Genomic DNA, 26,901 nt, shown 5'->3' with positions numbered 1-26,901 from the left:
GCAAGGAGCGCAGAAGTGACGGGCTGGACCTGGGAGTACGAGGGCTACGAGCCCGCCGACGAACGCCTGAGGGAATCGCTGTGCACGCTGGGCAACGGCTGCTTCGCCACGCGCGGAGCACTGCCCGAGTGCGCCGCGGACGAGGTGCACTACCCGGGCACCTATGTGGCCGGCTGCTACAACCGCCTCACCTCCGACGTGGCGGGCCACCAGGTCGAGAACGAAGACATGGTCAACGTGCCGAACTGGCTGCCGCTGCGCTTCCGTCTTCCCGGCAAGCCGTGGCTCACCCCCGACACCGCGCCCGTACTCGAGCACCGTATGACCCTGCACCTGTCCGCCGGGCTGCTGGAGCGACGAACGCGCTACGACCTCGGCGAAGGACGGCTGCTGGCGGTGCGTCAGCAGCGGTTCGTGCACATGCCGGACCCCCATCTCGCCGCGCTGCGCACCGAGTTCACGACGGAAGGCTTCTCCGGCGGGCTCGACGTCGAGGCTGCCCTCGACGGCGGCGTCACCAACTCCGGAGTCGCGCGCTACCGCGACCTCGACGGCAGCCACCTCACCCATGTGCACACCGGTACGGCCACCCCGGACACCGCGTGGCTGCGCTGCCGCACCCGGACGTCGGACATCCGTATCGCCGTCGCGGCCCGCCTCAGTGCCGACGCGACCGTCACGGTCCGGCACGAAGTCCCGCACGTCGCACAGCAGTTGCAGCTGGACCTGGAGGCCGGCCGCACCGTCACCGTCGACAAGACCGTCGCCCTGCACACCTCGCGCGACCCGGCGATCAGCGACCCGCTGTTCGCCGCCGTCGACCGGGTGACCCGGGCGCCGGGCTTCGACGAACTCCTCGAGTCGCACCTCACCGCCTGGGACCAGCTCTGGCGCCGCGCCGACCTCGAGGTCGCCGGAGAGGCGGGACCCATCCTGCGCCTGCACCTCTTCCACGTCCTGCAGACACTCTCCCCGCACACCGCCGACCTCGACGTCGGCGTACCCGCCCGCGGACTGCACGGCGAGGCCTACCGCGGACACGTCTTCTGGGACGAACTCTTCGTCCTGCCCTACCTCAACCTGCACTTCCCCGAAGTCTCGCGCGCCCTGCTCCGCTACCGCCACCGACGCCTCGAACAAGCCTGCACCGCCGCACAGGAGTTGGGCCGCCGCGGTGCGCTGTACCCCTGGCAGAGCGGCAGCGACGGGCGCGAGGAGACCCAGCGACTGCACCTCAACCCGCGCTCGGGACGCTGGCTGCCCGACCACTCCCGGCTCCAGCACCATGTCGGCTCGGCCGTCGCATACAACGTGTGGCAGTACTGCGAGGCGAGCGGCGACACCGAGTTCCGGCACACCAAGGGCGCCGAGATGCTGCTGCAGATCGCCCGCTTCTGGGCCGACTCGGCCGTCTACGACGACACCCTCGGACGCCACCGCATCAAGGGCGTGGTGGGCCCCGACGAGTACCACGACGCCTACCCCGGCGCGCCGGAGCCCGGCCTCGACGACAACGCGTACACGAACGTCACGGCCGCCTGGGTCCTCGCCCGCACACTGGAACTGCTGCGCACCCTCCCCGAGCCCCGGCGACGCGAACTCGTCGAGCGCGCAGGGCTGGACGGCGGCGAACTCGAACAGTGGGAGGACGTCTCCCGCACCCTCCATGTGCCCTTCCACGACGACGTCATCAGCCAGTTCGCGGGCTACGGCGACCTCGCCGAGCTCGACTGGGAGGGCTACCGCCGACGGTACGGCGACATCCGGCGCCTGGACCGGATCCTGGAGGCCGAGGGCGACACCGTCAACCGCTACCGGGCCTCCAAGCAGGCCGACGTACTGATGCTGGGGTACCTCTTCTCACCGGCCGAACTGCGGGGCCTGTTCCGGCGATTGGGGCTGCGGCTGGACGAGGACACCTGGCGGCGCACCGTCGACCACTACCTGCGGCGCACCAGCCACGGGTCCACGCTCAGCGGTCTGGTCCACGGCTGGGTCCTGGCCCGCGCCCGGCGCGCGGAAGCGTGGACGTTCTGCCAGGAGGCCCTCCAGGGCGACATCGCCGACGTCCAGGGCGGCACCACCGGTGAGGGAATCCACCTGGGCGCCATGGCCGGCACCCTGGACCTCGTCCAGCGCGGGCTCACCGGTCTGGAGACACGGGGCGGGGCGCTGTGGCTCGATCCCGTACCCCTGCCGGAGCTGTCCTCGTACGGATTCGCCCTTCGCTACCAGGGCCACTGGGGAGTGCAACTCAGGCTGGAGCGCGGCCTGCTGGAGATCGCGGTGCCGTCGTCCGACGGTTCGCCGATCGACGTACGGCTGCCGGACCGGACAGTGTGCCTGCAACCGGGGGAGACGGGCCGGCTGGTGCTCGGAGAGGGACGGTGAACGGCGGCCCCGAAGGGCCGGTCGGTGCGGCCTCGGGGCCCGTACGGCCCAGTGCGGCGGGGTAGCGGCGGGCGAAGGAAGGGAGTCCTGGAAGGGAGGGCAGCCATGAACGGGAACGGGTCCGGTTGTGGTGGGATTGACATCCTCCCCCTCTTTAGAAGAGGGGGATTCCAACCCAGGTGGGCTGAGGTTCACGGACGCTCGAGCGGCCGATGGCCGTTGTCGTCCCTCCGGCACCGGCTGAGCGCCGGGGGCAGGGAATCCCGCCCTGTCCTGCCGCGACATTGTGTGCTGCGTTCTCATCGGCGTTGCAGGTGAACCCGCAGGACACGCAGACGAACTCGGCTTGGCTCTTGCGCGAGTTCTTCTCGATCCAACCGCAGGCGCTGCACCGCAATGACGTATAGGGGGCAGGGATGTCCTCGACGCGTCCGGGGGCTTTGTGTTCGGTGCGCTGGCGGAGCAGGCCCCAGCCCTGGGCGAGGATTGCCCGGTTCAGTCCGGCCTTCTGCCGGACGTTGCTTCCCGGCTCGGCAACCGTGCCCTTTGCCGAGCGGGTCATGTTCTTGATGTTCAGCTTCTCGAACCGCACCAGATCATGGGTGCGGGCGAGCATGGTTGAGGTCTTCTCACACCAGTCCTTGCGCCGGTCGGCTTCCTTGGCCTTGATCTTTGCAACCTTGGCGTACCCGACGGTCTTGGCCTCGCTGCCCTTGGGAGCGCGTGCGGCGCGGCGCTGGTGCTTGCGGATCTGCGCCCTGTCCTTGGTCGTGAGCTGCGGGCAGTTCAGTTTGCGCCCGTCCGACAGGGCGGCCGTGATGGTCACGCCCCGGTCGATGCCGATGACCTGCCCCGTGCCAGGCGCGGGGATCGGGTCGGGGATGAGGGCGAAGGCGATGTGCCACTGGCCGTTTCGGAAGGTGACGCGGAAGGTCTTGGCCTCGGGCAGGCCGGCGCGGGTGAGGCGGAAGCGGACCCAGCCGCAGCCGGGGACCTTGACCTGAGCCGACCTGCGGTTGAGTTTCTGTACCACCACGGATCGGCCCATGACCTGCGCGCCGTTGGCGTTCAGCTTCGGGGAGCCGTCCGCCTCGAACTCAGGCACCCGGTCGGTACCGATGACCCGAAAGCCCTCGTGCTTGAACCGCTTGCGCCAGGTCGGCGCACCGAACCCGGACGTGAACTTGGCGTTCTTGGCCCGTGCGAAGTCCTTGAGAGCCTGCTGCATTACATCGGCGTTGCCCTCGCGCAGCCACTCGTTCTCGCGCCGGGCCTCGGTGAGCTGGCGGCACTGCTCGGCGAACCCGGGGGCTCCGTGCTGCTTGCCGTCCGGGCGGTGGTGCGCCTTGTGCTTGCGCCAGTGCGAGTGCTGCTCAACGGCCATGTTCCACACGAACCGGGCGTGCTCGCAGTGCCTGAGCATGATGCCCGCCTGCTCGCTCGTCGGGTACATGCGAAACCTGGCCATGGCCCCATTATGGCCCTACTCTTGTCTCATGATCAAGCTGAACCTCCGACTCCCGGAAGACCTCCACACCCGGCTGACCGCCCGGGCCACCGCGGACCGGCGGTCCCTCAACGCTGAGATCCTGCACTTCATCGAGGTCTGCCTCGGCACCGCGCCTTCCGGAACGCCGAATCGTCCTGACGGCGTTTCGACTACCCCTGCCCCGCAACGCGGGAGCGGGCATTCACCCCGACCTTGAAGGACCGGGCACCGTGCCCCAAACCGAGGTGGACGGCTCGCCGTCGAGTCTGGCGGCCGTGGAGGCCGCGGCACGGGAGGCCGAACGGCGCGGGGTGGGACTGGAGTTGACGCATGCCCTGACCTGGTCCTCGGAGCCGGTGCCGGCCGGCGTGGCCCCCTGGGATCCGGCCGGTGCGGGGGTACGGGACCGAGTGAACGAGGCCCTGACCGATGCCGAGTGGCGGGCCCGCAAGGTGGCACCGCAGCTGGCCATCACCCGTGAAGTCCTCCTCGGCGAACCCGCGTCGGTGCTGAACTCCGAGGCGCGTGCCGCGTCGCTGGCCGTGGTGGGCAGCCGTCGGGTGCGCGGCCTGCGCGGCCTGCTGCGCGGCTCGGTCGCCGGACGGCTGAGCGTCCACGGCTCCTGCCCGGTGCTGGTGGTGTGCGGCAGGCAGAGCCGGACCGGTCCGGTCGTCCTGGCGGACGGCGCGTCGACGGCGGCGCGGGAAGCCGCCGAGTTCGCCTTCGCCGAGGCCGCCGGGCGCGGTGCGGATCTGCTGGTCCTGCATCATCTGCACGACGGGCGTTCGGCCGGCGGCTCCCTGGCTGGCCTGCGTGCGAAGTACCCGGACGTCACCGTGCGCTCCTGGCCGTCCCGGAGCCGCAGGCGCCGGGCCCTCGCGGAGGCGAGCGTCGGCGCCCAGCTCGTCGTCGTCGGTGTACGGGGGCACAACGGCACGACGGCGGCACTGTCCGGCCCGGACGGCCGGGCGATCCTGCGGCACGCCCACTGCCCTGTCGCGCTGGTCCCGTCCAGGAACGCGTGAGCGTCCCGTCCAGGAAGGCGTGAGCACCGGACGCCGTGGATCACCGCACGGGACGGTCCCCCTGCTCGGGCTGCTCCAGGTGCGTGGCGAGGACCGCCGCCTGCACACGGCGCTGGACGCCCAGCTTGGCCAGCAGCCGGGAGATGTGGTTCTTGACGGTCTTCTCCGACAGATAGAGCCGTTTGCCGATCTCGCGGTTGGTGAGGCCGTCCCCGATCAGCGCGAGGATCTCCCGCTCGCGCGGGGACAGGCCCGCCAACTCCGGTGCGACGGCGGGCACTTCCGCGGGCTCGGCGCGCAGGGAGCGCATCAGCCGGGCCGTCGTCGCCGGGTCCAGCATCGACTGGCCCGAGGCGACCGTGCGCACCGCGGAGACCAGGTCGGAGCCCTTGATCTGCTTGAGTACATAGCCCGAGGCCCCGGCCATGATGGCGTCGAGCAGGGCCTCCTCGTCGTCGAACGACGTCAGCATCAGCGCCGCCAGCTCCGGCATCCGGCTGCGCAGCTCGCGGCAGACCGAGATGCCGTCCCCGTCCGGAAGCCGTACGTCCAGAACGGCCACGTGCGGCCGGACCGCCGGAGCCCGCACCAGCGCGTGCTCCACGTTCTCGGCGTCCCCGACGACCGTGATGTCCGGCTCGGCCTCCAGCAGGTCCGCGATTCCCCGTCGGACGACCTCGTGGTCGTCGAGCAGGAAGACGCGGATCGGGTCCTGCGCGGTGAAGGTGCGTGCCTCGGCCATGTCGACCCCTTGTTCCCCGGATGTATGGCGCACGGACTGCGGGCGTGCGTCACGACGATCATCACTCGCCGGGGCGGGACGCACTAGGGCCGACCGGCCCCACTCGTGCGCTCGGAGGACCGGTAGCCCCTCCCGAATGCGAGGCCTTGGTGAGACCTTTTATATGTGTCCGTCCTCATTGCGCCCGTGAGGGGGTGTGACCGATGCGGAAGGCCAGACACGCGAAGGTCCTGGGGTGGCGCTGGCGCAGCAATCCGCTGCGGCGGCACAGCGATGTGGTGGAGGCGTGGATCGTCCTGCTCGCCTGGACGGCGGCCACGGTTCTCGCGGTCCTCGCGGGGGTCGTCGGGGCGCAGGGGGCGCAGCGGGCGGTGGAGCACGACCGGGCAGGGCGCCTGCCGGTGTCCGCGGTGCTCGTCAAGACCGTGCCCGGCAGCGGACGGGACGTGGTCACCGGCATCAGGTACGACAGGGTGCTGGCGACGGTGCGCTGGACGGACCGCAGCGACGGGAAGGCGACCGTGCGGACAGGCACGATCGACGTGAAGCCCACGGCGAAGCCGGGCAGCACGGTGCCGGCGTGGACCGACGGGCACGGCCGGCTGGTGTCGGCACCCGTGGGCCGTGCCGAGGCGATGACCCGTGTGGTGCTGGCCGGCACCGGAGTCGCGCTGGTCGCCGGGATGACCGTGCTCGGCGTCGGTCAGATGGTGCGGCTGCGCGTGCAGCGGCGGGCCACCGAGCGGTGGGGCGCCGAGTGGGAGCGGGTCGGACGGCGGTGGGGGCACACGACAGGCTGAGGCGTGGAGGTCACTCTGCGGTCCGGTCCGGCCCGTCCAGGGCGAACCGCACGTCCACGACGCCCTCGACGGCGCGGACCAGGCGTGCGGCCACCGGTACGAGGGAGGTGTCGCGAACCCGGCCGCCGAGCGTCACGACGCCGTCCCGCACCTCCACGAGCACGGTTGACGAAGGCGTCGGGAAGAGGTAGGACACGACCTCCCGCCGCACCTCCTCGGCGATCTCCTCGTCGTCGCGCAGGAACACCTTGAGCAGGTCCGCCCGGCTGACGATGCCCTCCAGACGCCCCGACTCGTCGACGACCGGCAGCCGCTTGACCCGGGCCCGCGCCATGGTCCGCGCGGCCTGCGCGAGTGTGGCGTCCGCGCCGACGGTGAGGGCGGGGGCGGTCATGAGCTCTCCGGCGGTGACCGAGCCGGCCTTGGCGAGGTCGGACAGCCGCCGCAGCTGTGTGTACCGGTCGGGATCGCTGTCGCGGAACTCCTCCTTGGGGAGCAGATCCGCCTCGGAGACGATCCCCACGACCCGCCCCCCGCCGTCCACCACGGGGACCGCGCTGACCTTGCGGTCCTGCAGGGTCCGCACGATGTCCTTGAAGGCGGCGGCGCGGTCGACGGCGGCGACGGTGCGGGTCATCACGTCGCTCACGATGTGCGGGGCAGCGTTCACCGCAGGCTCCCGCTGCCGTACGGGGCGTACAGGTCCAGCAGCCGGACGCGGGCCGCCTGCAGGCGGTGGGCCACGACCTCGCCCACCCACCGGGCGACGGTCCGGCCGAACTCGGGGTCCTCCTGGCAGATCTCCCGTACGGCGGCGGCATCGAACTCGTACGCCCGCAGCGGGGAAGCCGCCTCGGCGCCGAGGTGCCAGGTGTAGGGGGCGAACAGCCAGGACCAGCCGATGAGTTCGTTGTGTCCGAGGGACTCGATGACGGCCGGTCGGCGGCCGGGCACACGCATGTCGAGGTTCACCGTGCCGGTACGGATGATCCAGAACCGGTCGGCGCGGCCGCCCTCCTCGAAGAGCCGGGTGCCCTCGGGGAACGAAACCTCCCGGGCGATCCCCATCAGCCGCTGCCGCTGTTCGACAGCCAGCGCCCGCGGCATGCTCGTGGTGGCGGGAGCGTTCATGACGTGCCTCCAGTAAGGCGTACGGAACTGCCACTCCCAGCGTGTGCGCGCGGCCGGGCACGGGCCATGGGCCACCCGGCCCCACGGCCGGGCCACCCGGCGGCCGGCTCCACCCCTGTGGCACCCTGTGCCACCCCTCGTAGCGCGGTTCGATGATGGTGAGAGAGCGATCCGGCGCAGCGGAAAGGGGTGGAACATCATGGGTACGAGCCTGACTCCGGAGTTCTGGCGGCAGTTCGCCGTCCTCCTGGTGGCAGCGATGGCCGTCACCTTCGTGCTCAGCGCGGCGCTCGACGCGCTGTACTTGCGCTCGGTGTGGCGCCGTGCCGCGCGGCGGCAGACGGGCACCGGGACACCGGGGGCCACGCCACTGCCGGAGCGGCCTGTCGTGCGCACGCCCGTGAAGAGCTGAAGGGTCTATCCCTTGCCGTCCCACTGACGGTACGCGGTCACGGCGGTCGGCAGCGTGGGAAAGATCAGGTCCCTGCCCACCGCCTGCGCAAGCCCGTACGCCTCCAGGTCGTCCAGCAGGTCCTGCTTCACCCGGGCGAGGGCGAACACGATGCCGCGGCGGGTGAGTTCGCGGCGGAGTTCGTCGACCGCGTCCAGGGCGGTGATGTCCACCTCGACGTTCGCCTCGGTGTTGAGGACGAACCAGCGCACCTGCTCGGTCTGTTCGTCGACCGCGGCCAGGGCGCGGCGGTGGAAGTCCTGGGCGTTGGCGAAGAACAGCGGTGAGTCGTAGCGGTAGACGAGCAGGCCGGGGATGGTGCGGGCTTTCGGGTAGTCGTCGACGTCGTGCATGCCGGCCAGGCCCGGCACCAGCCCCTCGACGGCGTCGTGCGGGCGGGCCACCCGGCTCAGCAGCTCGGCCACGGACAGGCCGACGGCGACGATCACGCCGTAGAGGATGTCCAGGGTGAGCACCCCGGCCAGGCAGCCGAGGGCCAGCAGCAGTTCGCGCCGGCGGAAGGATGCCAGGCGGCGGAAGCCCGCGAGGTCGATCATGCGGACGGCCGCGTAGACGACGAGGGCGCCCAGGACGGCCGACGGCGTACGCGTCAGCAGGGGGCTGAGGAAGAGCAGGACGGCGAGCACCGCCACGCCCGCCACCAGCGAGTACCCCTGGCTGCGGGCGCCCGTCGACGAGGCGAGCGCGGTGCGGCTGGCGCTGCTGCTCACGGGGAATCCGTGCAGACAGCCCGCCCCCAGATTGGCCGCGCCAAGCGCCAGGAACTCCTGGTCGGCGTCGAGTGGTGGGCCTTCGTCGTCGCCGCCGGTGAAGGCCCGTGCGGTGAGGATGAAGTCGGTGTAGGCGACGAGCAGGACGCCGAGCGCGGGCAGCACCAGGTGCGGCAGCTCGGTGAGATCCGGCATCGCGAAGCCGGGCAGCCCAGCCGGGACGTCGCCGATCACCTTGATGTCGAACCGCTCGTCGAGGTCGAGGGCGACCACGGCGCCGGTGCCCAGCACGACTGCCAGCAGCGGGCCGGGGACAGCGCGCTGCAGCCACGCCACCGTGAACAGGAAGGCGAGCGTGACGGCGGAGAACAGCACGGTGGCCGGGTGCGCGTCCCCCAAGTGCCGTACGAATGACCACAGTTGGGGGAAGAACCGTGAACCCGTCATGGGCACGCCGGTGAGCTTGGGGAGCTGGTCCACGATCATGATCAGCGCCACGCCCGCCAGATAGCCGATCAGGACCGGGCGGGAGAGCAGGTCGGCCACGAAGCCCAGGCGCAGCAGCCGGGCCGCCAGGCACAGCAGGCCCACCGTGACGGCGAGGGCCGCGGCGACCGAGGCGTAGCGGTCGGGGTCCGCGCCGGCCAGCGGGCCCACCACGGCCGCCGTCATCAGCGCGGTGGTCGACTCCGGGCCCACCGACAGCAGACGCGACGAGCCGAACACCGCGTACAGGGCGAGCGCGGGCAGGATCGCCCACAGCCCGGCGACCGGCGGCAGACCGGCAACGCCTGCGTAGGCCATGACCTGCGGCACGAGATACGCGGCCACCGTCACCCCCGCCAGCAGATCGCCGCGCAGCCAGGAGCGGCGGTAACCGGCCAGCGCGACGATCCCGGGCGTCAGACGGCGCCACCACGAGGCGTGCCCGCCGGAGCCGTGGGACATGGGTCTCCTTTCGCCGCTTCCTCAAAGGATGCCCTCGCCTGCGGCGACGGACCCGCCGCGCCGCCGCGTTGGGCCGGTCGGCCGCGGTCGGGGACATGCGGCCCCTGCAACAGCGGCCCCCCTGCCACCGAGGCTGGAGGCAGAGACCCGATTCGGAGGCATGTCATGGTGCGCACTGTTGTCGCAGGGCTGGACGGCTCGTCGGAGAGCCGGGCCGCGGCGGAGTGGGCGGCTCGCGAGGCGAAGCTGCGCGGCCTGCCGTTGAAGATCGTCCACGTGTGGGAGCCCGTGCCCGAGCCCATGGCCCAGGCCCCGCTGCTCGGCGCCGAGACCCAGCAGCACTGGAGTGAACGTATTCCCCGCGAGACCCTCGAGGGCCTCCGGCTGCGCCATCCCGGCGTCGAGGTGACCATGGAGCAGTCGAGCGGCCGACCCGCCGAGATCCTGGTCAAGGCCGCTGAGGACGCCGAACTGCTCGCCCTGGGCTCCCGCGGGCTCAGCGGCATCGGCGGGTTCATGGTCGGCTCCGTCGGCCTCGCCGTCGTGGCCCACACCGAGCGCCCCGTGGTCCTGGTCCGCGCCGGTGAGCAGGCCGCGGACGAGCACCAGGAGGACCCGGCGGGCATCCCGTCGGCCGCCACCCCGTACCGGCCCGTCGTACTCGGCCTCGACCCCGCCGGCCCGGACGATTCGGTGATCGAGTTCGCGTTCGACGCGGCCGCCCGTCGTTCCGCCGTCCTGCGGGCCGTCCACGGCTGGAACCTGCCGCCGTACTACGCCTACGGCCTGTCCGCCGACCCGGAGTTGTACGACGAGATCACCCGGGAGCAGTCCGCCGCCCTCGCCGCGGCCCTGCGCCCCTGGCGCCGGAAGTACCCCGACGTCGAGGTCCTGGAGGAGTCCCGGGCCGGAAGCGGCGCCGACCGCCTGGTCTACGCCTCGCACGAGGCCTCGCTGGTCGTCGTCGGCCGCCGCATCCGGCGCAGCCCGCTCGGCGCCCACATCGGTCCCGTCACCCACGCCGTACTGCACCACGCCACCGCCCCCGTCGCGGTCGTCGCCCACAACTGACGCCCACTCCCGAGGAGTTGAACCCATGAAGGCAGCGGTCGTACGAGCCTTCGGTGAGCCCCTGGTCATCGAGGAACGCCCCGACCCGGAGCCCGGCCCGGGCCAGGTCCGCATCCGTCTCGAGGCCTCCGGACTGTGTCACACCGACATCCACGCCGCCCACGGCGACTGGCCCGTCAAGCCGAACCCGCCGTTCGTGCCCGGCCACGAGGGCGTCGGCCTCGTCGAGAAGCTCGGCGAGGGCGTCACTCATTTCGCCGTCGGACAGCGGGTCGCCGTGCCGTGGCTCGGCCGGGCCTGCGGGCGGTGCGAGCACTGCCTGTCCGGCTGGGAGACGCTGTGCGAGCAGCAGATCAACACCGGATACGGCTGCGACGGCGGCTACGCGGAGAAGATGCTCGCCTGGGCCGACTTCGCCCAGCCGGTCCCCGACGGCGTCAGTGCCGTCGACGCCGCCCCGCTGACCTGCGCCGGCGTCACCACCTACAAGGCGCTCAAGGTCGCGGACGTCAAGCCCACGCAGCTTGTCGCGATCTCCGGCATCGGGGGGCTCGGTCACCTGGCGCTGCAGTACGCCAAGATCGCCGGAGCCACCGTCGCGGCGATCGACGTCACCGACGAGAAGCTCGAACTCGCCGCGGAACTCGGCGCCGACCTCGTCATCGACGCCCGCAAGCAGGACGTCGGCCAGGTGCTCAAGGAGCACGGCGGCGCCCATGCAGCGATCGCCCTCGCTGTGAACGAGGCGGCGTTCAGCGCCGTCAACTCCGGCCTGCGGCGCGGCGGGAAGCTGGTCATGGTGGCCCTGCCCGCGCACGGCACCATCCAGGTCCCGATCTTCGACACCGTCCTGAACGGCACCTCGGTGATCGGCTCCATCGTCGGCACCCGGCAGGACCTCGCCGAGGTCTTCCAGCTGCACGCGGCGGGCCGCACCAAGGTCATCCACGAGACCCGTCCGCTCACCGCCGTCAACGAGTCCATCGACGAGGTGCTGCGCGGCCAGGTCAAGGCCCGCATCGTGTTCGAGTTCGGCCAGGAGGGATGACGACGATGGACCAGCCGCTGGTCGTGGGCGCGGACGGTTCCGAGCCGAGCCTGCGGGCCGTCGACTGGGCGGCCGACGAGGCCGCCCTGCGCGGGGTGCCGCTGCGGGTGGTGTACGCCTCCTTGTGGGAGCGCTACGAGGGCACCGCGCTTTCCGCAGACCTCGCGAAGCCGTCCGAGGACGTGCTGGCCGACGACATCGTCGAGGCTGCCGCCCGGCGGGCGCGCGACCGCCACCCGGACCTGAAGATCTCAGCCGAAGTCCTGCCGGAGGAGCCCGAGTACGCGTTGGTGAGCGAGGGGCGCCGTGCCTCCGCTCTGGTGGTGGGCACCCGCGGCCGCAGCGGACTCGCCGAACGGCTGCTGGGCTCCGTCAGCCTGTCGGTGGCCGCGTACGCCGACTGCCCGGTGATCGTGCTGCGCGGCGGCCATGACAACCGGGCCACGCCCGGGACCCGCGGCCGCGTCCTCGTGGGCGTCGGCGAGGAAGCGAAGGACTCCCCGGCCGTGCGCTTCGCGGTCGAGGAGGCGAGGCGCCGCGGGGTGCCCCTGGAAGCCGTACGGGCATGGCGGTGCCCCGCGCACGAAAGCACCGATCACCCGCTGATGGCCGGGGAACCCGCCCGACTGCACCACGAGCGGGCGGTCGAGGCGCTGGAGGAGGCACTGCAGGACCTACCGGCCGACGTCGAGGTGCACCGCAGCACCGTCGAGGGCCACGCCCGACGGGTGCTGGTGGACGCCTCGCACCGGGCCGATCTGCTGGTCGTCGGGGCCAAGCGGCGCGACGGGCACTTCGGGCTCCAGCTCGGCCGCGTCGCCCACGCGGTGCTGCACCACTCCGCCTGCCCGGTCGCCGTCGTACCGCAGCGGGCGTGACCGGGTTACAGGCTCGCCGCGTGATCGGGGACGTAGGTCTGCAGATCGCGCGGCGGGCGCTCGTAGCCGGTCGACGGCGGCCTCGGTGGCAGCTTCAGCACCGGCGGTGTCACCTCGTGATAGGGGAGGGTGCTCAGCAGGTGGGCGATCATGTTCAGCCGGGCGCGGCGCTTGTCGTCGCTCTCGACGACGTACCAGGGTGCCTCCCGGACGTCCGTGTGCACCAGCATCTCGTCCTTGGCCCGGGAGTACGCCTCCCAGTGGGTGATCGACTCCAGGTCCATCGGGGAGAGCTTCCAGCGCCGCACCGGATCGTCCAGCCGGCGCCGGAAGCGCTCCTGCTGCTCGGTGTCGCTCACCGAGAACCAGTACTTGCGCAGCAGGATCCCGTCCTCCACCAGCATCCGCTCGAAGATCGGGCATTGCCGCAGGAAGAGCTGGTACTCCTCCTTGGTGCAGAAGCCCATCACGTGCTCGACGCCGGCCCGGTTGTACCAGGACCGGTCGAAGAGCACGATCTCCCCGGCGGCCGGCAGATGCTCCACATACCGCTGGAAGTACCACTGGGTGCGTTCCCGCTCGGTCGGCTTCGGCAGCGCCGCGATCCGCGCCACGCGCGGGTTGAGGTACTCCGCGGCCCGCTTGATGGTGCCGCCCTTGCCCGCCGCGTCCCGCCCCTCGAACACGACGACCAGACGGGCGCCCTCCGCGCGCACCCATTCCTGCAGCTTCACCAACTCCGTCTGCAGGCGCAGCAGTTCCTTCTCGTACGTCTTGCGCGGCAGTGTCGCCGCTTTCTTGCCGGCCATGCCGTCTCCACCGCCCGATGAGCCACGTCGCTGACTTCCGGAGTCACTCATGCCCAAGGTCGAACACCTGGACGCCACCGTACTTTCCGACGAGGAGCTGCGCACCCTGGACGCCCACTGGCGGGCCGCCAACTACCTGGCCGCCGGGCAGATCTACCTCATGGCGAACCCGCTCCTGCGCGAGCCCCTCAGGCCCGAGCACATCAAACCGCGGCTGCTCGGCCACTGGGGCACCTCACCCGGCCTGAACCTCGTGTACACCCACCTCAATCGCGTCATCAAGGCCCGCGGCCTGGACGCCCTGTGCATCTGGGGACCCGGTCACGGCGGCCCCTCCGTGCTGGCCAACTCCTGGCTGGAGGGCACCTACAGCGAGACGTACCCGGACGTGGCCCGGGACGCGCCGGGCATGGAGCGGCTGTTCCGGCAGTTCTCCTTCCCGGGCGGTGTGCCCAGCCATGTCGCGCCGGAGACACCGGGCTCGATCCACGAGGGCGGCGAACTGGGCTACTCCCTCTCGCACGCCTACGGCGCGGCCCTCGACAACCCGAACCTGCTCGTCGCCTGCGTGATCGGCGACGGCGAGGCGGAGACCGGGCCGCTGGCCGCCTCCTGGCACTCCGACAAGTTCCTCGACCCGGTGCACGACGGAGCGGTCCTGCCGATCCTCCACCTCAACGGCTACAAGATCGCCAACCCGACGGTGCTGTCCCGCCTGCCCGAGCACGAACTCGACGAGTTGCTGCGCGGGTACGGTCATGTGCCGATCCATGTCACCGGCGACGACCCGGCCACCGTGCACCGCGCGATGGCCCTCGCGATGGACGACGCCCTGGAGCGCATCGCCGCGCTGCAGCAGTCCGCCCGCGAGGACGGTGTGGCCGAGCGCTCGCACTGGCCCGTCATCGTCCTGCGCACCCCGAAGGGCTGGACCGGCCCCGCCGAGGTCGACGGCGTCCCGGTCGAGGGCACCTGGCGCGCCCATCAGGTCCCGCTGGCCGCCGTGCGCGAAAACCCGGAGCATCTGCGGCAGTTGGAGGCGTGGCTGCGCTCGTACCGCCCCGAGGAGCTGTTCGACGCCGACGGCCGGCCCGTCGCCGACGTCCTCGCCTGCGTCCCCGACGGAGCCGGGCGGCTGGGTGCCACCCCGCACGCCAACGGCGGCCTGCTCCTGCGCGACCTGCCGATCCCGGACCTCGACCGCTTCGCCGTGCCCGTGGACAAGCCGGGCGCCACCCTCCACGAGCCCACCCGCATCCTCGGCGACCTCCTCGAACAGGTCATGCACGACACCGCGGCCCGCCGCGACTTCCGGGTGGTGGGCCCCGACGAGACCGCCTCCAACCGGCTGCAGGCCGTCTTCGACGCCAGCGGCAAGGCCTGGCAGGCCCGGCACCTTCCGGTGGACGAACACCTCGACCGGCACGGCCGGGTGATGGAGATCCTCTCCGAACACACCTGCCAGGGCTGGCTGGAGGGCTATCTGCTGACCGGACGGCACGGGCTGTTCTCCTGCTACGAGGCCTTCGTCCACATCGTCGACTCCATGGTCAACCAGCACATCAAGTGGCTGAAGACATCGAGGCAGTTGCCGTGGCGCGCCCCCATCGCCTCCCTCAACTACCTGCTCACCTCGCACGTGTGGCGCCAGGACCACAACGGCTTCTCCCATCAGGACCCCGGGTTCGTCGACCACGTCCTCAACAAGAGCCCCGAAGTCGTACGGGTCTACCTGCCGCCGGACGCCAACACCCTTCTCTCGGTGGCGGACCATGCCCTGCGCAGCCGCGACTACGTCAACGTGATCGTGGCCGGCAAACAGCCCTGCTTCGACTGGCTGTCGATGGACCAGGCCCGCGCCCACTGCGCGCGCGGAGCCGGCATCTGGGAGTGGGCGGGCACCGAGAACGGCGGCGAACCGGACGTCGTGCTGGCCTGCGCCGGCGACGTGCCCACCCAGGAGGTCCTGGCCGCCGCCCAGCTGCTGCGCCGGCACCTGCCGGACCTCGCGGTCCGTGTGGTCAACGTCGTCGACATGGCCCGCCTGATGCCCCGCGAGGAGCACCCGCACGGCATGAGCGACTTCGAGTACGACGGCCTGTTCACCACCGACAAGCCGGTGATCTTCGCCTATCACGGCTACCCGTGGCTGATCCACCGCCTCGCCTACCGGCGCACCGGCCACCCCAACCTGCACGTCCGCGGCTACAAGGAGTCCGGCACCACGACCACCCCGTTCGACATGGTCGTCCGCAACGACCTCGACCGCTACCGCCTGGTCATGGACGTCATCGACCGCGTCCCGGGCCTCGCGGTGCGCGCGGCAGCCGTACGCCAGACGATGGCCGACGCCCGCACCCGCCACCAGGCGTGGATCCGGGAGCACGGCACGGACCTGCCGGAGGTCGCGGACTGGACGTGGAACTCCTGAGACCCGGCCCTCACCGGGGGCCGACCGGCCCACCTTCGGCCCCCGGACAGCCCATGTGAGCGCTGCTCGTTCCGGTGGACGCTCGAAGTGTCGAGAGACCTGGAGGGGATTTCGTCATGGCGGACGACGCGCTCACCCGGCCCCTGGCCCACGCTCTGCTCGCGGACGGTACGACCGTGTGCATTCGGCCCGTGCTCAGGAGCGACCACGATCAAGTGCAGGGGCTCTACGAGGAGATGTCGGCCGAGAACCTGCGGCTGCGGTTCTTCTCGGCCAGTCGGCGCTCCGCCGCCCTGGCCGCCGACCGGGCCTGCGCGCCGCCTCATGCCGGGTACCGGGCCCTGCTGGCCGAGACGCCGGGCGGGCTGATCGGCCTCGCCGAGTACGACACCGGCGGGGCCGGCACCACGGCCGAGATCTCCATCGCGGTCGCCGACGGGCTGCACCACCGCGGCGTCGGCACGCTCCTCGTCGAGCACCTCGTGTCGGCCGCCCGCGCCGAGGGCGTCACGGCCTTCACGGCCGACGCGCTCAGCGAGAACCGCGAGGTGCTGCGGCTCTTCGCCGACCTCGGCCTGCGCACGGCCCGCCGCTTCGAGGGTCCGGAGGTGCGCTGCACCATCGCGCTCGACGACAGCGAGACCTATCTCTCGGCCGTGGAGGAACGCGGCCGCGCCGCCGACGTCGCCAGCCTCGAGCCGCTGCTGCGACCCCATGCGGTGGCCGTCGTCGGCGCCGGACGCAAACCGGGCTCCGTGGGCCGGGCCATCCTGCACCACCTGACCTCGGCCGGGTTCAACCGGCGTCTGTTCGCGGTGAACCCGGCCGCGACCGCGATCCTCGGCGTACCGTCCTACCCTTCGGTCGCGGTCCTTCCCGTGACGCCCGACCTCGCGGTCCTCGCGGTCCCCGCCGCCGGGATCCCGGAGACCGCCGAGGAGTGCGGCAAGGCAGGCGTACGAGCGCTCCTGGTCGTCACCGCGGGCCTCGACGCCGACCAGGGCCGGGCGCTGATGGAGACATGCCGCACCTACGGCATGCGCCTCGTCGGCCCCAACTGCCTCGGCATCTCCCACACCGACCCGGGACTGCGCCTCGACGCCACCTTCGCCGCGGGCCATCCGCGCCCCGGCACCGCGGGCGTCGCCGTCCAGTCCGGCGGCGTCGGCATCGCCCTGCTCGACGGGCTGTCCCGGCTCGGTATCGGCGTGTCCTCGTTCGTGTCCCTGGGCGACAAGTACGACGTCAGCGGCAACGACATGCTCCAGTGGTGGGAGAGCGACGGCCGCACCGACCTCGCCCTGCTGCATTTGGAGTCCTTCGGCAACCCGCGGGCCTTCTCCCGCACCGCCCGCCGCGTGACCCGCCGCATGCCGGTGCTGACCGTCGACGCCGGCCGTACCGACGCCGGCCGGCGCGCCGCAGCGTCGCACACCGCGGCCGCCGCCACCCGCACCATGACCCGCGGCGCCCTGTTCACCCAGGCCGGCATCACCGCCACCCGCTCGGTCGGTGAACTCCTGGAGACCGCCGCCCTGTTGCACTCCCAGCCGTTGCCCGCAGGCCCCCGCGTCGCGATCGTCACCAACGCGGGCGGAGCGGGCGTACTCTCCGCCGACGCCTGCGCCGAGGCCGGACTCACCCTGCCGCCGCCCACCCCGGAACTCGTCGACGACCTGCTCGCCGTACTGCCCGAGGGCGCCGCCGTCGGCAACCCCGTCGACGCCACCGCCGCCGTCTCCGAAGAACAACTCACGGACTGCGTGGACCGGATTCTGCGCCACGCCGGTGTCGACGCCGTCCTGGTGGCCCTGGTCCCCACGGCGGTCGCCGAGGCAACCGGCGACGACCTTGTACGAGCCCTCACGCGCGCACCGTCCCGCGGCGCCAAGCCGCTTGCCGCGGTACGGCTCGAACAGGCCCTGCCCGTCGAACTGCTGCCCGCCGAGGGCGGCACCATCCCCTCGTACGCCGAACCCCAGGCGGCAGCACGGGCGTTGGCGCACGCGGCCCGTCGCGCGGCCTGGCTGGCCCGGCCCGCCGGGACCGTCCCCGACCTGGACGAGGTCGACACGGCGCGCGCCCGCTCCGTAGTGGACACTTACCTCGAGGCTCACCCCGACGGCGGCTGGCTCGACCCGCGGACCTGTGCTGAACTCCTCGACTGCTACCGCATCCCCCAGTCGCCGTGGGCCTGGGCCGAGACCGAGGACGACGCCGTCCTCGCCGCCGACCGGCTGCGCGGCGCCGACGGCCGGGTGGTCATGAAGGGGCACTGGCCGGGCCTGCTGCACAAGAGTGCCGAGCACGCCGTCCATCTCGACCTGCGCGGCGATTCCCAAGTGCGCGCCGCCTTCCGGGACCTGGAGACCCGGTTTGCGGGCCTGCTGAGGGGTGTGGTGCTGCAGCCGCTCGCCGACCGCGGCACCGAACTGTTCGCCGGCGTCGTCCAGGACGAGGTCTTCGGACCGCTCGTCCTGTTCGGCCTCGGCGGCACCGCGACCGAAGTGCTCGCCGACCATGCCGCCCGGCTCGCGCCACTCACCGACCACGACGTGCACGACCTGATCACGGCCCCGCGCTGCGCCCCGCTGCTGTTCGGCGCGAACGGCGCGCGCCCCGTCGACCTCGAAGCGCTCGAACAACTGCTGCTGCGGCTGTCCCGGATGGCGAGTGACCTGCCGCAGCTGGCCGAGGCCGACTTCAACCCCGTACTCGCGACACCGGGCGGAGTCAGTGTGCTCGATGCGCGGGTGCGCCTGCTGCCCCGCAGGCCCCAGGACCCGTATCTGCGCCGGCTCCGCTGAGGAGGAAACAGCCATGAAGCACAACAAGGTCGGCTCCGTGATGACCACGGAGGTCGTCCGTGCCGAGTACGGCACCCCGTTCAAGGAGGTGGCCCGGCTGCTCGGAGAGCACCGCATCAGCGGACTGCCGGTGGTCGACGACGACGAGAAGGTCATCGGCGTCATCTCCGAGACGGACCTCATGATCCGCCAGGCCGAGGCGCCGGACCCGTACGAGCCGAAGAAGCACCACCGCCTCGCCGCCCTCACCCACGAAGGCAGGACACGCGCCGCGAAGACCCGGGCCCGCACCGCCGGCCAGCTGATGACCGAGCCGCCCGTCACCGTGCACGCCGACAACAGCATCGTCGAGGCCGCGCGGACCATGGCGCAGCACCGCGTCGAGCGGCTGCCCGTCCTCGACGAAGAGAACCGGCTCGTCGGCATCGTCACCCGCCGCGACCTGCTCCAGGTCTTCCTGCGGCCCGACGCCGAGATCCGCAAGGAGGTCGTCGACGAGGTGATCGTCCACGCCCTGTGGCTGGCACCGCGCAGCGTCGACGTCTCCGTGGTGGAGGGCGTGGTCACGCTCTCCGGACACATGGAACGCAAGAGCGAGACGGAGATCGCCGTCTCCATGACCCGTCAGATCGACGGGGTGGTCGCGGTCGTCGACAAGCTCACCCACCGGCTGGACGACTCGCACGTCCGGCCCGACGAGCAGGCACTGCACGGTGTCGCCGACGACTGGCTGGGCAAGCTGTGAGCTGAAAGGAGGCGGACCGCCATGCCCATCAGCGTGCTGGTCGCCTACGGAACGACCAACGGATCGACCGCGCAGATCGCCGAGGCCGTGGCCGAGGTCCTGCGCAAGGAAGGCCTCACGGCCGACACGGCGCCGGCCGGGTCCGTCAAGGACGTGACACGCTACGACGCCGTTGTGGTCGGCGGCGGACTGTACGCCGGACGTTGGCACAAGGACGCCCGCCGGTTCGTGCGCCGCAACCGCAGCGCACTGGCCGCGCGGCCGCTGTGGTTCTTCAGCAGCGGACCCCTCGACGCCACGGCGTCGGAGCGGGACATCCCGCCCGTGCCCGGTGTACGCCGCACCATGACCCGGCTGGACGCCCGGGGGCACGTCACCTTCGGAGGCTGCCTGGTAGAGGGTGCCAAGGGCCGCATCGCAGGCATGATCCTGCGCAGCGGAAAGGGCGGCGACTTCAGGAACTTCCCCGAGATCGAGGCGTGGGCAGCACGGGTCGCCGGCGAACTGGCGAAGGAGAGGCAAACTACGTGAAGGGCGCGCGGCCCAGCTGAACGGGCAAGCTTCCTCCGGATTGGTGGGAAATTGTCGAAAAACCGGCCAGGTAGAGACTGCTGCTCACCGGCCCTCGACGACGCGAGGGCACGGTGAGCGGCAGCGCGTGGACGGGGGCGGCCGTGGCCGCCGTCACCGCGGGGTATGCACTCTTCTCCCGGCGGCTGTCGACCACCGTCGTTTCGGCGCCCATGGTGTTCACCGCCTTCGGGGTCGCCATCGGACCGCTCGGGCTCGGCCTCCTCGACCTGGAGCACGACGCGGGACCGGTCCTCACCCTGGTCGAGGCGGCCCTGACGCTGGTGCTGTTCACCGACGCGATGTCCGTACGGCGCCGGGACCTGCGCGTCGGCGGGTTCCTCCCCGAACGGCTGCTCGGGATCGGCCTGCCGCTGACCATCGGGGCGGGCTGGCTCCTGGCCTGGCCGCTGCTGCCCGGACTGACCGTATGGGAGCTGGCGCTGGTCGGGACGATCCTGGCCCCGACCGACGCGGCCCTCGGCAAGACCGCGGTCTCCAATCCGAGAGTCCCCGCCCTGGTACGCAACGGCATCAACGTCGAAAGCGGCCTCAACGACGGCATGGCCCTGCCGTTCTTCGTGCTCTTCCTCGCGGCTCTGCCCGGCACCGTGACCTCGCAGGAGGGGGCCGGCGGAGCCTTCTGGCGCGCGCTGGTGCTCAGCACCGCGCTGGGGCTTGCCGTCGGTGGGATCGGCGGATGGCTGCTGCGCCGCTCGCGCGAGCGGGACTGGGTCAGCCGGGACTGGCGGCAGGTGTTCGTCCTGGCCGTGGCCGTGGGGTCGTACACCCTGGCCGTCGTCGTCGACGGGAGCGGCTTCATCGCGGCCTGGGTGGCCGGCTTCGCCTTCGGCGTCTCCTACCGGCAGGAGAGAGGCTCCCGTCGGCGGGACACAGAAGTGGACGCCGCGGCGGGCGATGACGACACCGCCCACCTGGCCGAGCGTCTCGCCGAGCTGCTCGCGTCCGTGAGCTTCCTGGTCTTCGGCGCCGTCCTGCTGGGCCCGACGCTGGAGGATGTCGACTGGCGGATTGTCGTCTACGCCGTGCTGAGCCTCACCGCGGTCCGCATGCTGCCCGTCGCGCTCTCACTGACCGGCAGCGGCCTGGCCCTCCCGACGGTCGCCTACATCGGATGGTTCGGGCCTCGCGGGCTCGCCTCCGTCGTCTTCGGGCTGCTCGTGGTGGAGGAGCACGTCCACGGGGTCCAGCTCATCGGGCGGGTGGTTGCCCTCACCGTCGCGTTGAGCATCCTGCTGCACGGCATGTCTGCCGTCTTCCTGGCGGAGCGGTACGGCGCCTGGCACAAGAAGGCCGCCTCCCGCAGTCCGCGACTGCGGGAGGGCGCGCCGGACGAACCGGACGGCCGCCCCGCCGGCTGACGGGGGCCGGCTCCGACTAGCCGCTGACGTCGTCCCGCCTGACCACGCACAGCCCCCAGATGACGAAGCCGTACAGGGCGATCAGCGTGAGGGACCAGAACGGGTAGTAGGGGACGGACAGGAAATTGGCGATGATCAGCAGCCCTGCGATGCCCACTCCGGCAACCCTCGCCCAGGTGGCCGCGGAGAACAGTCCGACGCTCACGACCATCGCGATGACACCGAGTGCCAGCTGGATCCAGCCCCAGCTCGTCAGGTCGAACTTGAAGACGTAGTTCGGGGTGGTGACGAAGACGTCGTCGTCTGCGATCGCCATGATGCCCCGGAAGAGGTCGAGGGTACCGGCGATGAACAGCATCACGGCGGCGAAGACCGTCAGCCCCGAGGCGGCCGCTTCGGCGCGTGCGGAGCGCCGGTGCGGGGTAGTGGTGGTGGCCATGGCTGGCTCTCCCTTCTTCGTGCGGCCGCGGCCGGCAGCCGCTCATGACCCAGCCTTCATCCCGTCGATCAGTCCGTCGTCACCCCGGGAGGGTGATGATGCCCGGTCAAGCGTCCGACCACCGGCGGGTGCCTCGCCCCGCTGATCAGCAGATACGCGGAAGCAGCTCACCCAGCGGCATCTCCACGATGCGCCGCGCACCCACCAGGGTGCGCACGGTCACCCGCCCGGCCGGTTCCGGCAGCCGCACCTCGCCGATCCGCACCGCCTGCGCGCCCTCGGGCACCGACCGCATGGCGGCCAGCGCCGCCTCGGCCGCCCCGGCGTCGACGAAGGCGACCATGCAGCCCTCGTTGGCGACGACCAGCGGATCCAGGCCGAGCAGGTCGCAGGCGGAGGCGACCGCCGCGGGCACCGGGATCGCGCTCTCCTCGATCTCGACGGTGACCGACGAGTCGCGGGCGATCTCGTTGAGGGCCGCGGCGAGCCCGCCCCGGGTCGGATCGCGCAGCGCGTGGACGGCGGCGCCGAGTGGGGCCAGGGTTCCCACCAGCCGGTGCAGGGGCCGGCTGTCCGAGGAGATGTCGCTCTCGAAGCCGAGGCCCTCACGGGTGCTCAGGACGGTCGTGCCGTGCAGCCCGATCGGCCCGGACAGCAGGACCGCGTCGCCTGGGCGGGCCAGCGCGGCGGACGGGTGCAGCGGGCCGTGCCGCTGCCCGACGCCGGTGGTGTTGATGAACAGCCGGTCGGCGGCGCCACGCCCCACGACCTTGGTGTCGCCGGTGACCACGGGCACCCCGATGTCCTGCGCCGCCTTGCCCAACGACTCCAGGACGGCCCGGAGTTCGGCCAGTGGCAGCCCCTCCTCGACGATCAGGGAGACGGACAGCGCGAGCGGCCAGGCACCCCGCATGGCGAGGTCGTTGACCGTGCCGTGGACGGCGAGGGACCCGATGTCCCCGCCCGGGAAGAAGAGCGGACTGACCACGAAGCTGTCGGTGCTGATCACCAACTCGCGGTATCCGGGCAGCAGCGCAGCGTCCTCCATCGGGCCCGCCGCGCCGCCGAAGGCGGGCAGGACCAGCCGGTCGAGCAGCTCGGCGGTGAGCCGGCCCCCGGCGCCGTGACCCAGCAGGACGACCTCGTCCTCGTTGTGGGGAGTGGGACATTCGATGCTCATGCCGTGCTCCTGGTGGGAGTGCGTCCGGCCGCGTGGAAGGCGGCACAGGTGCCCTCGGACGACACCATCGGCGCGCCGAGCGGATGGCGCGGGGTGCAACGGGTGCCGTACGCGGCGCAGTCGGTGGGCAGCCTGGCCCCGGTGAGGATGGCGCCCGCGATGCACTCCGGGTCCTCGACCGGGCACAGCCCGCCCACGTCGAAGCGGCGGGCAGCGTCGAACTCCCGGTACTCCTCGGCGAGTTCGAGGCCGCTGTCGGGCAGTGCCCCGATACCGCGCCAGGCGCGGTCGGTGACCCGGAAGACCTTGCGGACCGCGTCCTGGGCGTCGTTGTTGCCCGAGCGGCGCACGGCCCGCACGTACTGGTTCTCCACCTCGCAGCGGCCCGACTCCAGCTGCCGTACGGCCATCAGGATGCCCTCCAGCAGGTCCAGCGGCTCGAAACCGGTGACCACTATGGGCACTTGGTGGCGGTCGGCGATGGGCTCGTACTCGGTCCAGCCCATCACCGCGCACACATGCCCCGCCGCCAGGAAGGCCTGCACCTCGCAGTCGGGGTCGTCGAGCAGTGCCGTCATGGCGGGCGGTACGAGGACGTGGCTGACCAGCATCGAGAAGTTCCTCAGCCCGAGGCGGGCCGCGTGCAGCACCGCCATCGCGTTGGCCGGGGCGGTCGTCTCGAAGCCGACGGCCAGGAAGACCACCTCGCGGTCGGGGTGGCCGGCGGCCAGGCGGACGGCGTCCATCGGGGCGTACACCACGCGTACGTCCGCTCCCCGCGCCCGCAGCGACAGCAGGTCGGTGTCCGTGCCGGGCACCCGCAGCATGTCGCCGAAGCTGGTCAGGATCACGCCCGGCTCGGCGGCGATGGCCATCGCCCGGTCCAGGGTCTCGAGCGGGGTCACGCACACCGGGCAGCCGGGGCCGTGGATCATCCGCATCCCGGCGGGCAGCAGCTCGTCGATGCCCTGGCGGACCAGGGTGTGGGTCTGACCGCCGCACACCTCCATGATCCGCCACGGGCGCGTGGCGGTGCGCCGCAGCTCGTCCAGCAGCCGCCGGGCGAGCAGCGGATCGCGGTATTCGTCGAGGTACTTCATCGGTGCGTGAGATCGAGCCGGATGTCCACGACCCCCTCCACCGCCCGCACGGCCCGCGCCACCACGGGTACGAGCATCCGGTCGGGCAGCGAACCACCGAGCGTGACCACGCCTTCGGTCACGCTCACCGTCAGGGGAGTGGTGACCGGGAGCTGTCCCAGGACGCTGCGCCGGATCTCCTGGGCGATCTCCTCGTCGTCCCGGAGGAAGACCTTGAGCAGATCGCTGCGGCTGACCACGCCCTGCAGCAGGCCCACCCCGTCCACGACGGGCAGCCGCTTGACGTGCCGACGGGCCATGATCCGGGCGGCCTCGGCCAGCGAGGCGTCCGCGTGCACGGTCACCGCCGGGGTGCTCATCAGCTCGCCCGCGGTCACCGCGGCCGCCTTTCGCAGAACCGCCGGATCGCCCTCGTCGGTGTCGCGGAACTCCTCCTTGGCCATGAGATCCGCCTCGGAGACCACCCCGACTACCCGGCCCTCGCCGGCCAGCACCGGCAGCGCGCTGACCTTCCACTGGTCGAGCAGCTCGACGACCTCCTTGAAGGACGCCGCGCTGCCCACGGCGACGACGGTGTGCGTCATCACGTCGCTCACGGTGTACGGAGATTCAGGCATCGCAGCCTCCCGAGGTGGCTCCCGAAGTACGGACGACCGTCAGGTCGAGGAAGTGGGTGGAGCACGAGATGCACGGGTCGTGGTTGCGGATCGCCCGCTCGCACAGCGCCGTCAACTCGCCGTCGTCCGGATCGTGTTCGCCGATGGCCCGCTGGGTCAGGTGGCGCAGGTCCTCCTCGATCGCGCCCTGGTTCTGCGCGGTCGGCGGCACGAGCAGCGCACTGGTCACCAGGCCGTCGGCGTCGAGTTCGTAGCGGTGGTAGAGCAGCCCGCGCGGGGCTTCGGTGGCGCCGTGCCCGACCCCGGCGACCGGGGGGACTTCCGTGTACGGGTGCTCGGGCGGCTCGTATCCCTCGATGATCCGCAGGGCCTCGCCGACGGCGTACACCGCCTCCACCGCCCGCACCAGGATCGACCGGAAGGGGTTGCGGCACACGGCGCCCGTGCGCGGATCCCCGAGCCCCGCCTCCGTGGCCGCCTGCAGCGCGACCGGCGACAACCGGGCACCGCCGACCGCGAACCGGGCGAGCGAACCGGTCAGATGCCGCCGCCCGTCGAGCCGCGAGTGCAGCGCGGTGGAGTGGGACACATGAGTCTCGGTGACGTGCTCGGTGAAATCCCGCACCGGGAAGGAGCCGGTGGTGCCGTCCGCGCGCAGGATCGTCGGTGTGCCGCCCTCGATGGCATACGTGTCCGGGTCGGCCAGCGCCAGCAGGTCCGCCTCCACGCGGGCGTCGGGGAACTCGAAGCCGGCCACCCAGCGCACGGTCTCCCACGCGTCGTCGAAAGCCTGCTTCAACTGCTCGGCCAGCGGCCGCAGTTCGGCACGCGTGGGCACCCGGTGGAAGCCGCCCAGGCGTACGTTCACCGGGTGCACGGCCCGCCCGCCCAGCAGCTCCATCAGGGAGTTGCCGGCTTTCTTCAGCCGGAGCCCCCGCTCCACCTCGGCCCGGTGCGTGCGGGCCAGCTCGATCGCGCCCGCCCGGCCCAGGAAGTCCGGCGCGTGCAGCAGATAGATGTGCAGGACCTGGCTCTCGATCCACTCGCCGCAGTACAGCAGCCTGCGCAGATCCCGGATCACCGGATCGACGCTCACCCCGCAGGCGTCCTCGATCGCCGCGCACGCGCTCATCTGGTACGCCACCGGGCAGATCCCGCACACCCGGGCCGTGATGTCCGGCGGCTCCGTGTAGGCACGGCCACGCAGAAACGCCTCGAAGAACCGAGGCGGTTCGTAGATCTGCAACTGTGCCTCGGTGACCGTCCCGTCGTGCACGTGCAGGCGCAGGGCTCCCTCGCCCTCGACCCGGGACAGCGAGCCGACGTGCAGGACACGGGATCCGCGGTGCGTCACGGGTTCAACTCCTTGTCGAATGCGGCGGTGTTGAAGGTGTGCAGGAAACGCAGCACGGCGTCCTCGTCCATGCCGTCGCGGCGCAGCAACGGGATCAGCGCGGGCAGGTTCACCGACCCGGACGGACCGAAGCAGCCGAAGCAGCCGCGCCGGTACGCCGGGCACAGCGCCCCGCACCCGGCATGCGTGACCGGCCCAAGGCACGGCGTGCCGTGCGCGACGGTCACGCAGACCGTGCCGCGCCGCTTGCACTCGAAGCACACGCTGTGGTTCGGGACATCCGGCTTGCGCCCGGCGAGGAACGCGGTGATCACCTCGATGAGCTGACGGCGGTCGATCGGGCAGCCGCGCAGCTCGAAGTCGACGTCCACATGCGCCGATACGGGAGTGGAGGTGGCCAGCGTGGAAATGTACTCGGGGTGTGCGTAGACCGTGCGCCGGTACTCGTCGACGTCCGCGAAGTTCCTGAGGGCCTGGATGCCGCCGGCGGTCGCGCACGCCCCGATGGTCACCAGGTGGCGCGAGGCGGCCCGGATCGCGCGGATCCGCTCGGCGTCCTCCGGCGTGGTGATCGAGCCCTCGACCAGGGACAGGTCGTAGGGTCCCGGCTCCACCGCGCTGGACGCCTCCAGGAAGTGCGCGATCCGCACCTCGCCCGCCAGCGCCAGGAGTTCGTCCTCGCAGTCCAGCAGAGTGAGCTGGCAGCCGTCGCAGGAGGCCAGCTTGAACACCGCGAGCGTGGGAGTGGCGATCGTGGACATC

The 26,901-nt window shown here is 71.7% G+C and carries 25 protein-coding genes; 13 read left to right on the top strand and 12 right to left on the bottom strand.

What is annotated here, in order from left to right; translation table 11 throughout:
* Positions 1-15: 15 nt before the first annotated feature.
* Complete coding sequence (locus ABZ880_RS24515) at positions 16-2,391, top strand: glycosyl hydrolase family 65 protein (RefSeq protein WP_361266542.1); 2,376 nt, start codon at positions 16-18, stop codon at positions 2,389-2,391.
* Positions 2,392-2,545: 154 nt separating this feature from the next.
* Here ABZ880_RS24515 and ABZ880_RS24510 read toward each other — a convergent pair whose 3' ends face one another.
* Positions 2,546-3,859: a transposase gene (locus ABZ880_RS24510; RefSeq protein ID WP_361266540.1), complete on the bottom strand. Its 1,314-nt coding sequence runs from the start codon at positions 3,857-3,859 to the stop codon at positions 2,546-2,548.
* Here ABZ880_RS24510 and ABZ880_RS24505 point away from each other — a divergent pair.
* Entirely contained in the window at positions 3,774-4,097 is a 324-nt protein-coding gene (locus tag ABZ880_RS24505) for an Arc family DNA-binding protein (RefSeq protein ID WP_361266538.1), read from the top strand. The two genes, ABZ880_RS24510 and ABZ880_RS24505, sit on opposite strands and share 86 nt — an antisense overlap.
* 13 nt (positions 4,098-4,110) lie before the next feature.
* Positions 4,111-4,905: a universal stress protein gene (locus ABZ880_RS24500; RefSeq protein ID WP_361266536.1), complete on the top strand. Its 795-nt coding sequence runs from the start codon at positions 4,111-4,113 to the stop codon at positions 4,903-4,905.
* Between the two features lie 40 nt (positions 4,906-4,945).
* Here the strand turns inward: ABZ880_RS24500 and ABZ880_RS24495 are convergent, their stop codons facing one another.
* Complete coding sequence (locus ABZ880_RS24495) at positions 4,946-5,647, bottom strand: response regulator transcription factor (protein ID WP_361266534.1); 702 nt, start codon at positions 5,645-5,647, stop codon at positions 4,946-4,948.
* A gap of 203 nt (positions 5,648-5,850) precedes the next feature.
* On the opposite strand from ABZ880_RS24495, the gene ABZ880_RS24490 reads away from it, so the two are divergent.
* The gene (locus tag ABZ880_RS24490) at positions 5,851-6,447 is read left to right on the top strand and encodes a hypothetical protein (protein WP_361266532.1); all 597 of its coding nucleotides are present in this window, start codon (positions 5,851-5,853) and stop codon (positions 6,445-6,447) included.
* 10 nt (positions 6,448-6,457) lie between these two features.
* Here the strand turns inward: ABZ880_RS24490 and ABZ880_RS24485 are convergent, their stop codons facing one another.
* Together ABZ880_RS24485 and ABZ880_RS24480 are read right to left on the bottom strand one after the other, a co-directional pair.
* The gene (locus ABZ880_RS24485) at positions 6,458-7,117 is read right to left on the bottom strand and encodes a CBS domain-containing protein (RefSeq protein ID WP_361266530.1); all 660 of its coding nucleotides are present in this window, start codon (positions 7,115-7,117) and stop codon (positions 6,458-6,460) included.
* Complete coding sequence (locus ABZ880_RS24480; protein ID WP_361266528.1) at positions 7,114-7,578, bottom strand: cyclic nucleotide-binding domain-containing protein; 465 nt, start codon at positions 7,576-7,578, stop codon at positions 7,114-7,116. The genes ABZ880_RS24485 and ABZ880_RS24480 overlap by 4 nt, the downstream gene beginning before the upstream one ends.
* Positions 7,579-7,777: 199 nt before the next feature.
* Here ABZ880_RS24480 and ABZ880_RS24475 point away from each other — a divergent pair, with 199 nt between their 5' ends.
* Positions 7,778-7,990, top strand: coding sequence for a hypothetical protein (locus ABZ880_RS24475; protein ID WP_361266526.1), 213 nt, complete (start codon positions 7,778-7,780; stop codon positions 7,988-7,990).
* A 5-nt stretch (positions 7,991-7,995) separates the two neighbouring features.
* Here the strand turns inward: ABZ880_RS24475 and sulP are convergent, their stop codons facing one another.
* On the bottom strand, positions 7,996-9,708 hold the full coding sequence (gene sulP, locus ABZ880_RS24470) for a sulfate permease (RefSeq protein ID WP_361266524.1): 1,713 nt from the start codon (positions 9,706-9,708) through the stop codon (positions 7,996-7,998).
* Between the two features lie 165 nt (positions 9,709-9,873).
* On the opposite strand from sulP, the gene ABZ880_RS24465 reads away from it, so the two are divergent.
* The 3 genes from ABZ880_RS24465 to ABZ880_RS24455 are packed head-to-tail and all read left to right on the top strand — an operon-like array spanning position 9,874 to position 12,705.
* Positions 9,874-10,779, top strand: a complete 906-nt coding sequence (locus ABZ880_RS24465; protein WP_361266522.1) for a universal stress protein — start codon at positions 9,874-9,876, stop codon at positions 10,777-10,779.
* A 25-nt stretch (positions 10,780-10,804) separates the two neighbouring features.
* A complete protein-coding gene (adhP, locus tag ABZ880_RS24460) occupies positions 10,805-11,827 on the top strand; it encodes an alcohol dehydrogenase AdhP (protein WP_361266520.1) in 1,023 nt (340 codons plus the stop codon).
* Entirely contained in the window at positions 11,824-12,705 is an 882-nt protein-coding gene (locus tag ABZ880_RS24455; protein ID WP_361266518.1) for a universal stress protein, read from the top strand. The genes adhP and ABZ880_RS24455 overlap by 4 nt, the downstream gene beginning before the upstream one ends.
* 5 nt (positions 12,706-12,710) lie before the next feature.
* Here the strand turns inward: ABZ880_RS24455 and ppk2 are convergent, their stop codons facing one another.
* On the bottom strand, positions 12,711-13,514 hold the full coding sequence (gene ppk2, locus ABZ880_RS24450; RefSeq protein WP_361266516.1) for a polyphosphate kinase 2: 804 nt from the start codon (positions 13,512-13,514) through the stop codon (positions 12,711-12,713).
* A 49-nt stretch (positions 13,515-13,563) separates the two neighbouring features.
* On the opposite strand from ppk2, the gene ABZ880_RS24445 reads away from it, so the two are divergent.
* The 5 genes from ABZ880_RS24445 to ABZ880_RS24425 all read left to right on the top strand — a co-directional run bounded on the left by ABZ880_RS24445 (position 13,564) and on the right by ABZ880_RS24425 (position 21,449).
* Complete coding sequence (locus ABZ880_RS24445) at positions 13,564-15,945, top strand: phosphoketolase family protein (RefSeq protein ID WP_361266514.1); 2,382 nt, start codon at positions 13,564-13,566, stop codon at positions 15,943-15,945.
* A gap of 116 nt (positions 15,946-16,061) precedes the next feature.
* Positions 16,062-18,752: a GNAT family N-acetyltransferase gene (locus tag ABZ880_RS24440; protein WP_361266512.1), complete on the top strand. Its 2,691-nt coding sequence runs from the start codon at positions 16,062-16,064 to the stop codon at positions 18,750-18,752.
* A gap of 13 nt (positions 18,753-18,765) precedes the next feature.
* The gene (locus ABZ880_RS24435) at positions 18,766-19,497 is read left to right on the top strand and encodes a CBS domain-containing protein (RefSeq protein ID WP_361266510.1); all 732 of its coding nucleotides are present in this window, start codon (positions 18,766-18,768) and stop codon (positions 19,495-19,497) included.
* A 21-nt stretch (positions 19,498-19,518) separates the two neighbouring features.
* Entirely contained in the window at positions 19,519-20,028 is a 510-nt protein-coding gene (locus ABZ880_RS24430) for a flavodoxin domain-containing protein (protein ID WP_361266508.1), read from the top strand.
* Between the two features lie 113 nt (positions 20,029-20,141).
* Positions 20,142-21,449 (top strand): cation:proton antiporter, encoded by a 1,308-nt coding sequence (locus ABZ880_RS24425; protein WP_361266506.1) that lies wholly within the window; start codon positions 20,142-20,144, stop codon positions 21,447-21,449.
* 16 nt (positions 21,450-21,465) lie between these two features.
* Here ABZ880_RS24425 and ABZ880_RS24420 read toward each other — a convergent pair whose 3' ends face one another.
* The 6 genes from ABZ880_RS24420 to ABZ880_RS24395 all read right to left on the bottom strand — a co-directional run bounded on the left by ABZ880_RS24420 (position 21,466) and on the right by ABZ880_RS24395 (position 26,900).
* Positions 21,466-21,888: a hypothetical protein gene (locus tag ABZ880_RS24420; RefSeq protein WP_361266504.1), complete on the bottom strand. Its 423-nt coding sequence runs from the start codon at positions 21,886-21,888 to the stop codon at positions 21,466-21,468.
* A gap of 145 nt (positions 21,889-22,033) precedes the next feature.
* The gene (gene hypE / locus ABZ880_RS24415) at positions 22,034-23,068 is read right to left on the bottom strand and encodes a hydrogenase expression/formation protein HypE (RefSeq protein ID WP_361266502.1); all 1,035 of its coding nucleotides are present in this window, start codon (positions 23,066-23,068) and stop codon (positions 22,034-22,036) included.
* Positions 23,065-24,168 (bottom strand): hydrogenase formation protein HypD, encoded by a 1,104-nt coding sequence (hypD, locus tag ABZ880_RS24410; RefSeq protein WP_361266500.1) that lies wholly within the window; start codon positions 24,166-24,168, stop codon positions 23,065-23,067. The genes hypE and hypD overlap by 4 nt, the downstream gene beginning before the upstream one ends.
* Positions 24,165-24,785, bottom strand: coding sequence for a CBS domain-containing protein (locus ABZ880_RS24405; RefSeq protein ID WP_361266498.1), 621 nt, complete (start codon positions 24,783-24,785; stop codon positions 24,165-24,167). The genes hypD and ABZ880_RS24405 overlap by 4 nt, the downstream gene beginning before the upstream one ends.
* The gene (locus tag ABZ880_RS24400) at positions 24,778-26,139 is read right to left on the bottom strand and encodes a nickel-dependent hydrogenase large subunit (RefSeq protein WP_361266496.1); all 1,362 of its coding nucleotides are present in this window, start codon (positions 26,137-26,139) and stop codon (positions 24,778-24,780) included. Before ABZ880_RS24400 ends, ABZ880_RS24405 begins: the two co-directional genes overlap by 8 nt.
* Positions 26,136-26,900, bottom strand: a complete 765-nt coding sequence (locus ABZ880_RS24395; protein WP_361266494.1) for an oxidoreductase — start codon at positions 26,898-26,900, stop codon at positions 26,136-26,138. Before ABZ880_RS24395 ends, ABZ880_RS24400 begins: the two co-directional genes overlap by 4 nt.
* Between the last annotated feature and the right edge of the window lies 1 nt (position 26,901).

Source organism: Streptomyces sp. NPDC047043 (assembly GCF_040644055.1).
Taxonomy (GTDB): Bacteria; Actinomycetota; Actinomycetes; order Streptomycetales; family Streptomycetaceae; genus Streptomyces.
This window is presented reverse-complemented; position numbering and strand designations above follow the sequence as displayed.

What these genes read in the sequence shown, in the direction of transcription:
- ABZ880_RS24505 (WP_361266538.1), top strand. Translation starts at nt 3,774, where the DNA reads ATGTTCCACACGAACCGGGCGTGCTCGCAGTGCCTGAGCATGATGCCC.
- ABZ880_RS24510 (WP_361266540.1), bottom strand. Translation starts at nt 3,859, where the DNA reads ATGGCCAGGTTTCGCATGTACCCGACGAGCGAGCAGGCGGGCATCATG.
- ABZ880_RS24495 (WP_361266534.1), bottom strand. Translation starts at nt 5,647, where the DNA reads ATGGCCGAGGCACGCACCTTCACCGCGCAGGACCCGATCCGCGTCTTC.
- ABZ880_RS24490 (WP_361266532.1), top strand. Translation starts at nt 5,851, where the DNA reads ATGCGGAAGGCCAGACACGCGAAGGTCCTGGGGTGGCGCTGGCGCAGC.
- ABZ880_RS24480 (WP_361266528.1), bottom strand. Translation starts at nt 7,578, where the DNA reads ATGAACGCTCCCGCCACCACGAGCATGCCGCGGGCGCTGGCTGTCGAA.
- ABZ880_RS24475 (WP_361266526.1), top strand. Translation starts at nt 7,778, where the DNA reads ATGGGTACGAGCCTGACTCCGGAGTTCTGGCGGCAGTTCGCCGTCCTC.
- sulP (WP_361266524.1), bottom strand. Translation starts at nt 9,708, where the DNA reads ATGTCCCACGGCTCCGGCGGGCACGCCTCGTGGTGGCGCCGTCTGACG.
- ABZ880_RS24465 (WP_361266522.1), top strand. Translation starts at nt 9,874, where the DNA reads ATGGTGCGCACTGTTGTCGCAGGGCTGGACGGCTCGTCGGAGAGCCGG.
- adhP (WP_361266520.1), top strand. Translation starts at nt 10,805, where the DNA reads ATGAAGGCAGCGGTCGTACGAGCCTTCGGTGAGCCCCTGGTCATCGAG.
- ABZ880_RS24455 (WP_361266518.1), top strand. Translation starts at nt 11,824, where the DNA reads ATGACGACGATGGACCAGCCGCTGGTCGTGGGCGCGGACGGTTCCGAG.
- ppk2 (WP_361266516.1), bottom strand. Translation starts at nt 13,514, where the DNA reads ATGGCCGGCAAGAAAGCGGCGACACTGCCGCGCAAGACGTACGAGAAG.
- ABZ880_RS24445 (WP_361266514.1), top strand. Translation starts at nt 13,564, where the DNA reads ATGCCCAAGGTCGAACACCTGGACGCCACCGTACTTTCCGACGAGGAG.
- ABZ880_RS24440 (WP_361266512.1), top strand. Translation starts at nt 16,062, where the DNA reads ATGGCGGACGACGCGCTCACCCGGCCCCTGGCCCACGCTCTGCTCGCG.
- ABZ880_RS24435 (WP_361266510.1), top strand. Translation starts at nt 18,766, where the DNA reads ATGAAGCACAACAAGGTCGGCTCCGTGATGACCACGGAGGTCGTCCGT.
- ABZ880_RS24430 (WP_361266508.1), top strand. Translation starts at nt 19,519, where the DNA reads ATGCCCATCAGCGTGCTGGTCGCCTACGGAACGACCAACGGATCGACC.
- ABZ880_RS24420 (WP_361266504.1), bottom strand. Translation starts at nt 21,888, where the DNA reads ATGGCCACCACCACTACCCCGCACCGGCGCTCCGCACGCGCCGAAGCG.
- hypE (WP_361266502.1), bottom strand. Translation starts at nt 23,068, where the DNA reads ATGAGCATCGAATGTCCCACTCCCCACAACGAGGACGAGGTCGTCCTG.
- hypD (WP_361266500.1), bottom strand. Translation starts at nt 24,168, where the DNA reads ATGAAGTACCTCGACGAATACCGCGATCCGCTGCTCGCCCGGCGGCTG.
- ABZ880_RS24405 (WP_361266498.1), bottom strand. Translation starts at nt 24,785, where the DNA reads ATGCCTGAATCTCCGTACACCGTGAGCGACGTGATGACGCACACCGTC.
- ABZ880_RS24395 (WP_361266494.1), bottom strand. Translation starts at nt 26,900, where the DNA reads ATGTCCACGATCGCCACTCCCACGCTCGCGGTGTTCAAGCTGGCCTCC.